The organism is Streptomyces sp. NPDC001070 (genome assembly GCF_053598835.1).
The window spans coordinates 83,609-97,853 of sequence record NZ_JBSFLB010000013.1 but is presented as its reverse complement, the minus strand read 5'-3'; the positions used below and the strand labels follow the sequence as shown (position 1 = coordinate 97,853).

Here is a 14,245-nt window from a genome sequence, read left to right as displayed (position 1 = left end):
CCCCTCGGCTCCGAGATCGTCCACCTGCTTGAGGTCACCATCGGCCCGGTGGGTGGAGACGATGAATCGCCCTGACGGCGATTCCTCTTCCCTTGCCCTGCTCCGCAGGGGTCCGATTCCTCCCCGGCCTGAAGGCCGGAGCATCGTCGAAGGTTTCAGATGATCGGGGCGGGGACGGAGCACCGGGTTTTTCCCGGCCCTGCCGTGCCCGCAGCCGGCCGGCGCGGCTGAGCATCCGTCAACCGGGCCTTCTGCGTCGCGCCGCCCGTGCCGTGCCGATCCGCGCGATCCCCTCCTCGGGGGCCTTCCCGCGGAACCGGGGGCGGCCGCCACGGCATCCCAGAGGGCAGGACCCGGGGACAGCGGTACGGGAGGGGGCGGGTGCCATGCGCGACTGGTGGACGCGAGGGCGGCGCCGGGGGCACGGCGGGCGTCCTCCGGCCGGGGAGGCCGCGCCGCCCCCGGCCCCCAAGCCCTGGGCCCGGGCCGAGGAGCCCGGCCGGTGTCCGGTGCCGCCCGGGGACCAGGAGTGGATCGAGCGGCGGATGCGGTGGTGCTCCCGCAGCTTCGGGCCCGAGGGGCTGTCGGCCGAAACGGCGGTGCCCGGCCCGGACTTGCTCCCCCCGGGGTTCACCGGTACGGACGCCGAGATCGACGTACTGTTCCGTCGGGTCTGCGCGGTCATGGGTGTCGACCCGGACACCGTCACCGTCCTGCTCTTCGAGAGCCCGGCGGAGGACGAGATCCCCCCGGGGCGCGGTCGCGACGGGAGCAGGACGGTCGGCTGCTACCGCGAGGTGGACGGGCGCGCGGTGATCGAGCTGGACCGTCGCGAGGCCGCCGAGCCCGCCGTCCTCGCCGCCGTCATCGCCCATGAGCTCGGCCATGTGCGGCTGCTGGGCGAGGGCCGCATCGAGGGCCACGAGGCCGACCACGAGAAGCTCACCGACCTGGTGACGGTCTTCCTCGGCATGGGCGTCTTCACCGCGAACGCCGCCTACCGGTTCGGCAAGTCCGTCCAGGGGTGGTCCGCCCTCCCGCTCGGCGACCTGACGGAACGGATGCTCACCGGCACCGCGCTCGGCCCCAGCCATCACCTCGGCTATCTCACCGAGCGGCAGTTCGGCTACGCCCTGGCGTACTACTGCCTGCTGCGCGAGGAGACCGATCCGCCCTGGGCCCGCCATCTGGACCCCGGTGTCCGGGCGGTGCTCCGGGACGGCCTGCGGTACTTCGCGCACCGGGCCACGCAGGCTCAGGTCCCGCACGCTCCCGGCCAGTCGTAGCCGGGCAGGAGCCGCCGCCGGCGCTGCCGGTCGGAGGCGCGCCGATCTCACCGCGGTGGTCAGCCGGCTGTTCGTCGCCCCGGAGGCGCGGGGGCACGGGGGCACGGGATCGGCGCGCTGCTGGTGGCGACGGCTGTCGGGGAGGCCCGGCGCCGGGGGCTGCGTCCGGTGCTCGACGTCGTGGCGTCCGACGCGACGGCGGCAGCCCTCTACAAGTGGCTGGGACGGGCACTGCTCGCCACCGTCGGGCAGCGCTGGGCTCCGGACCGGACGGTGACCGTCCGGTCCTGCGCCGCACCGCGCTGGTCCCGGCGCCCGCGCTCATCACGGCGGTGAGGGCGGGGGCGCCGTCGGTGCCCCGGCGCGTCAGCGCCCGGCGCGGACCCCGTCCAGGGCCACGGACAGGACGCGGTCGCGCTGGGCGTCGTCGAGGAAGTTCGTGGCGGTGATGCCGGAGACCATGCGGAGCAGGTCGTCGAAGGACATGTCCGGACGGGCGTCGCCCGCCTTCTGGGCGCGTTCGAAGAGCGGGCCGCCGGCCTGGAACATGGACTCGCGGCAGGCGAGGATCACGTCCGACTCGTTGTTGAGGGCCTCGCGGATGGCGCGCTTGGTGACCGTGTAGTCGGCGAAGCGGCGCAGCCAGGAGGTGAGGGCCTCCCAGGGGGCGAGGGGGGCCACTTCCCCGGCGACCCGGCACAGGTCGTTGACCTCGTCCGCGTAGACGGACTCGAAGAGGTGCCGGCGGGTGGGGAAGTTCCGGTACAGCGTGGCGATGCCCACACCCGCGCGGCGGGCGATGTCCTCCAGGGAGGCGTCGGCGCCGTTCTCGGCGAAGGCCTCGCGGGCGGCGGCCAGCAGGGCGTCGTAGTTGCGCGCCGCGTCCCTGCGGTGCGGGCGCTGGGACGCGACGATCTCGCTGACGCGGAACGACTGGGCCGCCACTGCTGCCTCCCTGGCCGGAACGATTTGAAGTGGAGGGTAGCCTCCGCTACAGTGGAGGCATACCTCCACTTTACCAGTCGGGGTGTGCTTCCCGTCGGCGCGTGCCCCGCACGCGGCGGCGAGGCGTCCACGCCCCGGTGTGACCCCTGCCGCGGGCCCGGCGACGACGCTTCGCCCGTCCCCCCTGACTTTCCCGGCGGCCGCGCCGAGCGGCCCCCGGTACCCGTGCTGCCCCGCGCGGCCCCCGTAAGCCACGGCCGGGGATCCCGGCCATGCCCTGTTCCGAATCGGAGAGGCTTTTCATGCCACGGAAGTCCACCCGCCTCACCTTCGCGGTCCTCGCGACCGGTGCGGGCGTGTTCTCCATGCTCCAGTCGCTGATCGCGCCGGCCCTGCCGACCGTCCAGCACGCCCTGCACGCCTCGCAGTCCACCGCGACCTGGGTGATGACGGCCTACCTGCTGTCCGCCTCGGTCTTCACACCGATCCTCGGCAGGGTCGGCGACCTGATCGGCAAGAAGCGCACCCTCGTCGCCGTCCTGGTGATCCTGACGTTCGGCTGCCTGCTCGCCGCGCTCGCCCCGTCCATCGGCGTGCTGATCGTCGCCCGCGTCATCCAGGGCATCGGCGGCGCGCTGTTCCCGCTCTCCTTCGGGATCATCCGGGACGAGTTCACCGCGGCCGAGGTGGGCCCCAGCATCAGCAACCTGTCCGCCGTCATCGCCGCCGGCGGCGGCGTCGGCATCGTGGCGGCCGGCCCCATCGTCTCGGCGCTCGACTACCGCTGGCTGTTCTGGCTGCCGGTCGGCGTCGTCGCGATCACCGCGCTGATCGCCTTCCGCTACGTGCCCGAGTCCCCGAGCCGGGCCGAGGGGCGGGTCAACTGGCTCGGCGCCGTCCTCCTGTCCGGCTGGCTCGTGGCCCTGCTGCTGCCGCTCAGCCAGGCCACCCGGTGGGGCTGGACCTCGGGCCGCGCGCTCGGCCTGTTCGCCGCCGCCGTCGTCCTCTTCGCCCTGTGGCTGCTCGCCGAGTCCCGCTCCCGCCACCCCCTGATCGACCTGCGCATCATGCGGCTGCGCGCGGTGTGGACCACCAACACCGCCGGCCTGCTCTTCGGCGCGGGCATGTACTCGATCTGGTCCTTCCTCCCCGGCTTCGCCCAGACCCCGGGCGCCGCGGGCTACGGCTTCGGCGCCAGCGTCACGGGGGCCGGCCTGCTGATGCTGCCGATGCTGATCGCGATGTTCCTCTCCGGCATCCTCAGCGGCCGCCTGGAGCCCGTCGTCGGAGCGAAGCACCTGCTCACGACCGGTGCCGCCCTCGGCGCCGTGGCATGCGGCTCCCTCGCGGCCTGGCACGACCAGCAGTGGCAGGTGGCCTTGGCGGCCGGCATCTTCGGCCTCGGCATCGGGCTGGCCTTCGCCTCGATGGCCAACCTGATCGTGCGCAGCGTCCCGGCCGAGCAGACCGGCGCCGCGAGCGGCATGAACGCCAACATCCGCACCATCGGCGGCTCCATCGGCGCGGCGGTCACCAGCGTCCTGGTCACCAGCCGGCTCCAGCCCTCCGGCCTCCCCTACGCCTCCGGCTACACCCACGCCTTCAGCCTGCTGGCCGTCCTGTGCCTGGCGGCGGCCCTGGCGGCACTCCTCGTCCCGGTCCACCGCGCCGCCGTCCGCCACGCGGCGGGCGGGACGGTGCCGGCCTCCGATGAGATCGCTTCGGCGAGCCCGCAGACCGTTTCGACGGGCGCCCGAGGCTGACGGGTGGCTGCGGCGGGGTCTCATAGACCCCGCCGCAGCGTTGTGTGGTTTAACCAGTCGCGAGCCGTTGGATGTATGGAGATAGCCGGGCGCGCTCCATGAGCGCCCGATATGGTTCTGACCGGCTGTCGAGGACGACGGTGGGGGCGGCACGTGACGCGGCGTTTCTTCATAGCACTGGGCAGCGGTCGTTACAGCAACCTTCCCCCTGAAGAGCAACTGCACCACGTCCCTGGCGACGTCCGTGCCATGACCCAGCTGTTTCAGGAGTTCGGCTACGAACCGGTACTCCCCGGGTTGGGCGAGTACGACGGAGCGGAGCAGATACGGCAGAAACTGCGTCACTGGTCTGCGGACATTGCACTCAGTGCGGACGACGTCGTTGTGGTGTACTTTGCGGGCCACGGCTTCGTCCATGAGCAGGACCGGCACTATCTCATGTGCTGGGACTCGTACGACGAAGATCCGGCAACGACCGCCCTGGCAACCGAGGACCTGGTCCGGATCCTGTGTCGAGGAAATCTCCGTCATCTGCTGCTGGTGCTGGACACGTGTGCGGGTGGCGCCGGTAGCGCCGAGGCAACGGCTGTAGCCCTCCAGTCGATCACCTATCGGCACGGTGCCGGCGCCTCCACTGGACTCTGGTTCCTGGCCTCCGCCCGACGGAAGGACTTCGCCGAGGACGGCGCATTCGTCTCCGCCCTGCGCACTGCCATCGAAATCACAACGGGACGGACGGGTCAGCGGCAGCAGTACCTGGATCTCACCGAACTGCTGAAGGCGGTCAACGAACTCTTCGAGGCAGACGCGCGGGGCCAACGGGCCGAGCTCGCGAGCGGGCTCGTGACCGGTCTTGCCCCCTTCCTGCCCAACTCTGGCTACCGGGAGGAACTACCGCCCCTCGGGACCGATCTGGAAGTCCAGCGCCGGGTTACCGAACGTGATTTGAGCGAGCACTTCGGACCCAGATCGCGCGGCGTCGAGTTTGAATCCGAGCAAGGGCTCTACTTCAGCGGCCGCGAACGCGTGTTGAAGGAACTGGTGAGCTGGCTGACGGCTGAGGACGACGACGGCAAGGGCCGCGTCGTCACCGGCAGTCCCGGATGCGGCAAGTCGGCCGTGCTCGGCAGGATCGTCTCCCTGTCGGACGCCGCCTACCGCGAGAGGTTCGACCTCACGGGCGTCGACCAGCAAACCGTAGTACCTGTGGACTGCGTGACGGCTGCCGTCCATGCGCGGCACAAGCGCCTGGAGGAGGTCGTCGAGCGTATCGCGGTTGCCATCGGCGTCACCGTTGACGGCACGGCTGCCCTCCTCCAGGAGTTGACCAGGCGTGGCCGTCAAGGACCGCCGATTGTTCTGGTCGTGGATGCCGTTGACGAGGCAGGATCCGACACGGCGGCGGACGCGGGTGGTCACGGGGAACCGCGGCGAATCACACGCGAACTGCTCCGTCCCATGGCCGAAATCCAAGGTGTTCGGCTTCTGGTGGGCACCCGCCACGAGCTGGTCACCCCCTTGGGGCCGACCTTCACCTGTCTGGACCTTGACGCACCCGCTTACCGGGCGGGCCATGACGACGTTCAGGGATACGTGACCAAGGTGCTCCTGGCCTCCGAGGAAGCGGACGTGCACACGCCGTACCGGGGGCGTCCAGCACTTGCCAAGACGGTCGCCGAAGCGGTCGCCACCCGGGCCGCTGGTGTTTTCCTCTATGCCAGGACGACCGCCCGCACCTTGCGGTCGGACGGTATCGCCGTCGACGTGAGCCGGGATGGCTGGGCGAATGACCTTCCCAGTGAGGTAGGCGAAGCATTCGACGACTACCTCGCTCGCTTCGGACCCGACGAACCCCGGGTGCGCCGGATGTTGCTTGCCCTGGCATTTTCGGAGGGCAAGGGGCTACCTCGCGGTCAGATCTGGACGACACTGACCTCCGAACTCTCCGGCACCAGTTGCACAGAAGAGGATGTCACGTGGGTTCTGGACGTGGCCGAGGCGTACGTCGCCGAGGTCATCGACGACGACCGGCGCTCTGTGTACCGCCTGTATCACAAGGCTCTCGCCGAACATCTTCGCAAGACCGCTGACCGACCACAGGCCGACATCCAACGATCGGTCGTGCAGGCCTTGATCAGCGTGGTACCCACCTCGGCGGAGGGCACTCAGGACTGGTTCGCAGCGCATTCATACGTCCGCCACCACCTGGCCACCCATGCCGACGCGGCTGGCCTACTCACGGGACTCGTGACTGATCCGGGCTTTCTGCTTGCCGCTGAACCTCTGGCGCTGCTGCGGGCTTTCACCTCAGTGGAGGGTGATGCATCGCGTCGTATCCGCACGGCGTTCGAACAGGTCGCACACCGGCTCACGGCCGAACGACCGTTGGGCAGCCGTGCCGCAGACTTGCAATTGTCTGCACGGCGCTGTGAGGCCAACGTTCTGGCGGACCGGATCGACGGGCTCGGCATCGTCCTCCCGTGGAGCGCACGGTGGGCGTGGTGGTCGGCCAGTGGCGCCCATCGGCTGCTCAGCGGCCACACCAAGTCAGTCAGGTGCGTCGCCATCGGCGACCTGGACGGACGGCCTATCGCCGTTACCGGGGGCGAGGACGACACTGCCCGAGTTTGGGACCTGACCACTCAACGGCAGATCGGCGACCCGCTGACGGTGGACATCGCGGTGAGCTCAGTGGCCGTCGGAGAACTGGAGGACTACACCGTCGCGCTGACAGGAAGCGTCGACGGCACGGTCAGGATCTGGGATCTGTCTGCCGGCCAGGAGTACGGCCCGCCGCTTACCGGACACACAAACAGGATCGAAGCCATCGTGATCGGCGCCCTGGGCGAACGCCCTGTCGTACTGACGGCCAGTGGTGACGGAACAGCCAGGATATGGGACCTCGGCACCCGGCGGCAGCTCGGCGGGGCCCTGGCCGCCCACAAGCGTACGGTCCGGGACGCGGCCCTTGGAACACTCGACGGCCGTCCCGTGGCAGTCACCGGTGGGGACGACAAGGCCGTCTACATCTGGGACCTCAGCGACCTGGGCACCGATGGCGATGCCCGGATCCATGGGACGCCGCTCATTGGGCCGGCCGAAGAGGTAACTGCGGTGTCGACCGGGGTGCTGGACGGCCGCACAGTGGCCCTGGTCGGCGACAGGTCCGGCATGCTCAGCCTATGGGACCTGGCAGACCGCCGGCAGTTGGGTGAGCCCGTCATGGCCCACCGATATTTTGAGCGCAGCGGAGTCGCCTCTGTTGTCATCGGGGAATTCAATGGTCGCGTCGTCGCCCTGAGCGCCGGCAGGCTGGAAGCCCGGCTGTGGGATCTGCGCACCCTCCGGCAGCTCGGTCAGCCGCTTCGTGGACATGTCGAGGACATCAGTGCGGCCGCGCTCGCCAACCGCGGCGACACTCCACTGGCGGTCACAGTGAGCGACGATCGAACGGCTCGGATCTGGGATCTCTCTTCCGACCAGCCGACTGAGGGCCATACGCACCCCGTGTATGCCGTGACCTGTGCAGAGGTTCACGGGCGGCCAATGGCTGTAACCGCCGGAGAGGACGGCACCGCCCGGGTCTGGGATCTACGGTCGCGTACACAGCTCGGCCGCGCATTGGAGGGTCACTCGGGCCCGGTGCATGCGGTGGCCTTCGGGAAGTCCAACGGTCGTTTTCTGGCAGTGACAGGCGGCGCCGACACCAAAGTCCAGCTCTGGGATCCGTTTCGGGGAACTCCCGTGAGCGCCCCCTTCCTGGGTCACACCAACGTAGTGCGCTGTGTCGCTCTGGGAACACTGCGTGGCAAGCCAATAGTGGTGAGCGGAGGCGAGGACGGGACGATCCGAATCTGGGATGTCGCCACCGGGAACCTGGCGATGCCACCGCTCGCAGGACACATCGGTGGTGTCCGGCACCTCGCGCTGCGCAGCAACGGCCATGCGCTGCAAATCTCGATTGCCACGGCACTGGATCATGCGTATCTCTGGGAAGTAGGCGCCCACGAAACGGCGCTGCCGACGGCCCCGCGCGCCCACTTCAATGTCGAAGACCTCACACTGACGGCTCGCGCGGTCGGCGTCGCCTTCCAAGACGAGCGCGCGGTAGTGGTGTCCACACGCGAAGGCAACAGCCTCCACGTGCACGACATCGAGACACACACAGCCGTCGGCAAGCCACTGCTTGGTCACACCGGCTACGTCATAGCTGCCAGCCTCGCCCGCCTGGGCAGATCGACCCTGGTGGCTTCCATCTCTTACGACGACACTACGCGCGTGTGGGACCTGGCGAGCGGCGAATCCCTGGGGCCGCCCCTCGAGGGCTTTGCCAGAATGGCCAACTCACGGGACTGTCCGGCACCGGTGTTCACACAGGTGGACGGGTGCCCCATGGCTGTCACCGCATTCTCCCGGGAGGTCCGGGTCTGGGACCTGACCGCAATGCGGCCTGTCGGAGAGCCGTTGTGCGGCGGAGGCTACCGTTTGGTCTCCGCGGACATCCTCCCGGATATCGAGGGAGGGGCCGCCGTCGTCACAGGCAGCGATGACGGAATCATCCGCACGCATGCGCTTGGGAACGGGCGGCAAATCGCCCCACACATCGCTTCGGCTGCACAGACGGTTTTTGACGTCGCGACCGCCAGACTGAACGGCAAAAACGTCCTGGTACGCAGCAGCTGGTTCGATGCCGACGTCTGGAATCTAGACTCTCATCAACGGCTGGGTAAGCGTTCCGGCACGTCATGGGGAGCGTGTCTCTGCGTCCTCCATGACAGGCCAGCCGTGATCACGGTGGGCGACGACTTCGTTCTGCACGCCTGGGACCTATATACGCAGGCACCCATATGCAAGCCGATGGCGGGGCACACCTCGCAGGTCGTGGGCCTTCGAGCAGCGGTAATTGGTACCCGCTATCTGGTGGCCAGTGCCTCGCTCGACGGCACAGTCCGCCTGTGGGACCCAGTGGCCGGCACTCCATTCGCCGATCCGATTGATGGGCACGAGATGGGCGCATCTTGTGTGGAGCTGCTCTACCTGGATCGGGACATCCTCGTCTCCGGCGCTGGTGATGGGCGATTGCGTTTGTGGGACGTGGCACGGAACTGCGATTCGGGCATCGACCTGGAGCCTTTCCCGTCAGGCGTGAGGGCACTGCGTGTCGCGGACGTCCGGGGCACCCAGGTGCTGGTAGCTGCGGACCGCTACGGACTCATGCGCGTGTGGGACACACGCTCAAGCACTTGGACTGCGGAAATTGACATAGGCAGCGGTATCAACGCCGTGGCCGTCGACGGGACGGGGGAGGTCTGCGTCGCGAGCGACATGGGGGCCGTCGCCCTGAGCATCAACATCAGCGGTCTCTCACAGGAACAGAGGGATGCATGAGTCGGATCGTGCTGGTTCACGGAATCGCCCAGCAGGTGAAGGGGCCGCAGACCCTGCTGTCCGATTGGTACCCGGCGCTCTGCGACGGACTCCACACCGCGGGCGCGGGAATCACCCTGGATGACGTTGCCATGGCCTTCTACGGTGACCTTTTCCGCCCGTCGGGACACCGCGGACTAGGGATGCCCGAACTGGACGCCTCCGACGTCGAGGACGGCCTCGAACGTGATCTGCTCATCGCCTGGTGGGAGAGGGCCGCCGCGTACGACTCGAACGTCACGGGTCCGGACGCCGCAGTGCGGACGCGTACACCGAACATCGTTCAACGGGCCCTGCACGCCCTGAGCCACTCTCGATTCTTCGCCGGTCTGAGCGAGCGCGCCCTCATCGCCGACGCCCGTCAAGTCCGCCGCTACTTCACGGAACCGGAACTCCGAGCCGAAATTCAAGGCCGTCTCGCCCAAGCAATGACCGACAGGACAGAGGTCATCGTCGCCCACTCACTCGGCACGGTGGTTGCCTACGAGACGCTGTGCGCCCACCCCGACGGCCGTGACGTCGCCCTCATTACCTTGGGCTCTCCCCTGGCCATCCCGAACTTGGTGTTCGACCGCCTCATACCTTCGCCCAGCGCCGGACGAGCCCGCTGGCCTCAACCCGTAAAGCGCTGGACAAATGTCGCCGATCAAGGTGACGTGGTCGCACTTACCAAGGCCCTGGCACCACGGTTCGGCAATCGAGTCAAAGACCTCCTGGTTCACAACGGCTCCAAGGCTCATGACGTCAGGCCCTACCTGACCTCGGCAGAAGCCGGGCGCGCCATCGCCGACGGGCTCGATGAGTCTGGATGACCCCGCCCGGGCGAGGTACACGACGCCCGCCCCGCCCGCTGTCACGATTCGCGCAGGTCCAGGTGCTCCTGCCGCCAGTGCGGGTGCCGGTCGTAGATCTCGACCCACCGGGACCAGGCCGGGTCCGCCAGCATGACGGCGAGCGCGTCCTCGGGGGTGCAGCGCCCGGGCCCGAGCACCTCCCGGGTGATGACGACGGCGACCGGCGGGCCCACCTGAGCGGCCAGCCGCCTCTGCATCCCCGCCATGCCCTCGCGCTCGTGGACGCCGCGGTACTCGGCGAGCCAGGGCGCCATCCACCACTCCCGCAGCGCGGTCCCCTGCGGCGAGCCCTCGAACGTCGAGGCCAGCGCGGCGACCAGGCGCCGGACGAGGTCGCCCGCGTCACCAGCGATCCCGGGGTACTCCCCGACGAAGTGCCGCCACTCGACGGTGTCCGTCAGCCCGGCGATCGTCTCCGCGGTGACGGGGCGCAGGGCGTGCCAGGCCTCGGCGTCCAGGAAGACGTCGCGCAGTACCTCGTGGCGCAGCCGGCAGGACTCGGCGAGCAGTACCGCGTCGTACAGGTCCTTGCCCTGCGGATGGCTGTCGCTGACCAGCCACATCAGCTTCCACGCGAGCGACAGTTCCGGGGAGACCGCGAGCACCGTGGCCTGCGGGCCGCCCTCGGAGAGGGCGGGCAGCAGAACCGGCTCCGGCGATGTGGGCAGCCGCTCGTTGAAGACGATGTCGAGCTGGACGAATCCGCCCGGCAGCCCGTCCGCCGTCCACGGCAGGACGAGGCGACGACCGGGCACGCGCTCGTACGTCCAGATGTCCTCGCCGACCGCGTCCGCGGCGGACAGCCGGACCGGACCGGAGGCGGACGCGTGCCCGGCCGCACGGGCGATGACGTCGAACATCGCCGTCGTCCGCGGCTCCTCGATCCGCCACTCCCTCGGCACGACGACGAAGTCCAGGTCGCCCGGCTCGCGCGCCGCGTCGCCGTACCACGCGCGCAGCAGCCTGCTCCCCCGCAGGACGAGATGGCCGGCCCACTCCGAATCCCCGACGGCAGCGAGGACGAGGTCCGTCGCACGGCGCCGCGCCGCCAACCAGGCCGCCTCCACCGCAGGGTCCGAGAACCGCGGATCGGCCGCCCGGTAGGCGTTGGGGAACTGCTTGAGCGCCGGGTCGAAGACCGGCCGCTGCACGGCCCGCGGATCCTGCACGGCCCGCAGCGTCAACGGCACCCCGTGCCGCAGGCGTTGCCCGTCGTCGAGCGGCGCCTGCGGCACCTCCGTGTCCTGCCACCCGAAGCCCGCCCACTCCCGGTCCACGGCGCCCTCCCCCTCTGCTCCCCGCCTGCCCCGTCTTCGTCCCAGCCTCACGACCACCGCGTCCACCCGCAACTGCGTTCCGCCGCGCTCGCCCCGTCGTCCCCGTTGTCGTACCCGCCTGCAAGAGTGCCGTCCATGACTCCTCGGACGGACCCCCTGGCGGAGCTGGACTCCGTCGCCTGGTCGGAACTGACCCACGCCTACGGCCCGGCGGACGACGTGCCCGGGCAGTTGCGCGCCTTGCGATCGCCGGAGCGGGACGAGCGGGCGAAGGCGCTCCACGAGCTGTACGGCAACGTCTTCCACCAGGGCAGCCGCTACGAGGCGTCCGCGTACGCCGTGCCGTTCCTCGTCGGGATGGCCGTGGACCCCGCGACGCCGGACCGGGCGGCGATCCTGGAGCTGGTGGGGGCCCTCGCCATCGGCTACGACGAGTCGCACCTGCCGGCCGGCGTGGACGCGGCGGCGTGGCGAAGCGAGCTGGAGGAGTTCCGGGCGCAGGATCCGGCGGAGGTGCTGGCCCGGTACGACACGTGGGTGGCGGAAGCGCCGACCGAGGGCGACCGCCGCGTCCGCGAGATGCGGCGCGCGCTCTTCGACTTCGACCGCGATGTGGCGTCCGCGGGTGCGGAACTGGCGGTCTACGACGCGGTACGCGGAGAACTCCCGCGCCTCGGCGCCCTGCTGGACGACACGGACCCGGAGGTACGGGCGATCACCGCGTACGTCCTCGCCTGGTTCCCCGAGGAGTCCGGGGGGACGGTGCCCCGGCTGGTCCGGCTGCTCGACGGGGAGGCGAACGCCTCCGTGGCGGCCTCGGCGATCGTGGCCCTGGGACTGCTCGGCGATCCGTCCCTGTCCGCACGCCTGGCCCGGTATCTCACCGACCGGGACCGGGTGCTGCGCTGGGCGGCGGCCACCGCGCTGGCCCGGCTGGGCGGTGCGGGGACCGGCCCGGACGCGGTCACCGAAGTGGTCACGGAACTCGCCCTCGCCGGGGCCGAGCCGCCCGAGCCCTGCCCGCCCGGCATCCCCTTCCACGAAGGGGACCTGCGCGGCTACGCGGCCGCGAGCCTCACGCAGCTGGCCGGCGGCGTCCCCGACACGTCCCTCGACGCCGTCGTGGACGGGATAGCCCGTACCTCGGGGCCCGCCGCCTTCGCGGTCACGCACGCCGCGCTGAGCCTGGCCTTCGGCCCCGAGCGTCCCGAGGCGCTCCCGGCCTTCGCCGATCTGCGGCCCGTGCAGCAGCGCCTCGTCCGAGTGCTCGCCGGACTGGACCAGGCCACCTGGCGCTGGGGGAACTTCCTGGGGATCGTACGGGCCTGGGGGCTGCCCGCGGAGCGTGCGGCGCTCCGCGCCTACGCCGGGCTGCCCTCCGATTGAGCCGGGCAACGATCGGTGACGCCGCGCCGAGAGGCGGGTAGCGTACGCGCAATGCGGATCCTGCATCTCTCCGACACCCATCTCGATCGCTTCGGCGCGCCACGGGCGGGCGGTGTCAACGCGAGGGAGTCGCTGCGCGGGCTGCTCAACGACCTGGAGTCCGTGCCGGACATCGACGTCATCGTCATCAGCGGCGACATCGCCGACGACGGGTCCCTGGACGCCTACATCTCGGTACGGGACATCGTGCGGGACTTCGCCCTGCGCCGCCGGGCCCCGGTGTTCTACAGCACCGGCAACCACGACGAGCGCGGCGCCTTCGCACGGGCGCTGGGCAGCGGGCACCTCCGCCCGGACGGGCGCAACCACGCCCGGGCCGTCCTCAGCTCGCCCGAGGGGGAACGGGCGGCCGTGAGCGTGGTCGACGGCTACCGCTTCGTCACCCTCGACTCGCTCGTGCCGGGCATGGGGTACGGCCTGATCGGCGCGACCCAGCTCGGCTGGCTGCGCGACGTCCTGGCCACCCCGGCCCCCAGGGGGACCGTCCTCGTCCTGCACCATCCGCCGATCGCGCTCGACGTCGAGGTGCAGCGGGCACTGGGGCTGCGCAACGCCGGGGACCTGGCGGACGCGATCCGCGGCACCGACGTGGGACTCATCCTGTGCGGCCACTTCCACCTGCAACTGTCCGGGTATCTGGAGACCGTGCCGGTGTGGGTGACCCCGGGGGTCGTCGGCCGCGTCGATCTGACCGCACCGCCCGGCACCGAGCGCGCCGTCCGCGGAGCCTCCGCCACTCTGATCCAGCTCGGCGCGCATCACGGGCCGTTGTTCCACACCCTGCACGCGCGCGACCCGAGGGTGGGCGAGACGGTGTACGAGCTCGACCAGGATCAGCTCCGTTCCGTCATCGCCGGACTGAGCCCCGACGCCTGGGCCGCGCCCGGCAGTTGATCTCCCGAGGCGCGCCGCCCTCACCACACGTCACCGGCTGGACACCCGCAGCGGCGGACGAAAGGGAGAATCCCGGGGAATTCATCCCTGTTCGAGGGCCGAGATCGCGCCATCTTTGTTCGCAACAGCAAACGGTAACTACCGTCCGCCCACGCGGCTCGCGGACGGATCCGGGGCGCCCCGGCCCACGGGCCGGGCGCGGCGTCGACCCGGAGGGCGCGCGACATCACCCGGCGGTGCGGGCGTTGACCTCGGGACACGTTCCGAGCACCTGACCGCCACGCCTCCTCCGCATCCCCGCCCGCGCGCTCGCCGTCGCGCGCCGGGGCGGCCCGCCGCGACCGGACCGCGGG

Annotated in this window: 8 protein-coding genes and 1 pseudogene; 7 read left to right on the top strand and 2 right to left on the bottom strand. The window is 70.4% G+C overall.

Features of this window, described 5'->3' with window-relative positions; genetic code table 11:
* The first annotated feature begins 386 nt into the window (after positions 1 to 386).
* The gene (locus tag ACWDAS_RS17790; RefSeq protein ID WP_450391363.1) at positions 387 to 1,286 is read left to right on the top strand and encodes a hypothetical protein; all 900 of its coding nucleotides are present in this window, start codon (positions 387 to 389) and stop codon (positions 1,284 to 1,286) included.
* A 43-nt stretch (positions 1,287 to 1,329) separates the two neighbouring features.
* A pseudogene (locus tag ACWDAS_RS17785) lies at positions 1,330 to 1,622 on the top strand (GNAT family N-acetyltransferase); the annotation flags it as partial.
* Between the two features lie 30 nt (positions 1,623 to 1,652).
* Here ACWDAS_RS17785 and ACWDAS_RS17780 read toward each other — a convergent pair.
* A complete protein-coding gene (locus ACWDAS_RS17780; RefSeq protein ID WP_450391360.1) occupies positions 1,653 to 2,231 on the bottom strand; it encodes a TetR/AcrR family transcriptional regulator in 579 nt (192 codons plus the stop codon).
* Positions 2,232 to 2,533: 302 nt separating this feature from the next.
* Between ACWDAS_RS17780 and ACWDAS_RS17775 the strand changes: the two genes are divergently transcribed.
* From ACWDAS_RS17775 to ACWDAS_RS17765, 3 genes are all read left to right on the top strand, one after another.
* Positions 2,534 to 3,994 (top strand): MFS transporter, encoded by a 1,461-nt coding sequence (locus tag ACWDAS_RS17775; protein WP_450391358.1) that lies wholly within the window; start codon positions 2,534 to 2,536, stop codon positions 3,992 to 3,994.
* Between the two features lie 153 nt (positions 3,995 to 4,147).
* Positions 4,148 to 9,382, top strand: a complete 5,235-nt coding sequence (locus ACWDAS_RS17770) for a caspase family protein (RefSeq protein WP_450391356.1) — start codon at positions 4,148 to 4,150, stop codon at positions 9,380 to 9,382.
* A complete protein-coding gene (locus ACWDAS_RS17765) occupies positions 9,379 to 10,233 on the top strand; it encodes a hypothetical protein (protein WP_450391354.1) in 855 nt (284 codons plus the stop codon). The genes ACWDAS_RS17770 and ACWDAS_RS17765 overlap by 4 nt, the downstream gene beginning before the upstream one ends.
* 41 nt (positions 10,234 to 10,274) lie before the next feature.
* Here the strand turns inward: ACWDAS_RS17765 and ACWDAS_RS17760 are convergent, their stop codons facing one another.
* A complete protein-coding gene (locus ACWDAS_RS17760) occupies positions 10,275 to 11,552 on the bottom strand; it encodes a nucleotidyl transferase AbiEii/AbiGii toxin family protein (RefSeq protein ID WP_450391351.1) in 1,278 nt (425 codons plus the stop codon).
* Between the two features lie 135 nt (positions 11,553 to 11,687).
* Between ACWDAS_RS17760 and ACWDAS_RS17755 the strand changes: the two genes are divergently transcribed.
* Complete coding sequence (locus tag ACWDAS_RS17755) at positions 11,688 to 12,938, top strand: HEAT repeat domain-containing protein (protein WP_450391349.1); 1,251 nt, start codon at positions 11,688 to 11,690, stop codon at positions 12,936 to 12,938.
* A gap of 51 nt (positions 12,939 to 12,989) precedes the next feature.
* Positions 12,990 to 13,892, top strand: coding sequence for a metallophosphoesterase family protein (locus ACWDAS_RS17750; protein ID WP_450391346.1), 903 nt, complete (start codon positions 12,990 to 12,992; stop codon positions 13,890 to 13,892).
* Positions 13,893 to 14,245: the final 353 nt, after the last annotated feature.

Excerpts from the sequence above, each read along its gene's own strand:
- ACWDAS_RS17775 (WP_450391358.1), top strand. The coding sequence starts at position 2,534 with ATGCCACGGAAGTCCACCCGCCTCACCTTCGCGGTCCTCGCGACCGGT.
- ACWDAS_RS17755 (WP_450391349.1), top strand. The coding sequence starts at position 11,688 with ATGACTCCTCGGACGGACCCCCTGGCGGAGCTGGACTCCGTCGCCTGG.
- ACWDAS_RS17790 (WP_450391363.1), top strand. The coding sequence starts at position 387 with ATGCGCGACTGGTGGACGCGAGGGCGGCGCCGGGGGCACGGCGGGCGT.
- ACWDAS_RS17750 (WP_450391346.1), top strand. The coding sequence starts at position 12,990 with ATGCGGATCCTGCATCTCTCCGACACCCATCTCGATCGCTTCGGCGCG.
- ACWDAS_RS17765 (WP_450391354.1), top strand. The coding sequence starts at position 9,379 with ATGAGTCGGATCGTGCTGGTTCACGGAATCGCCCAGCAGGTGAAGGGG.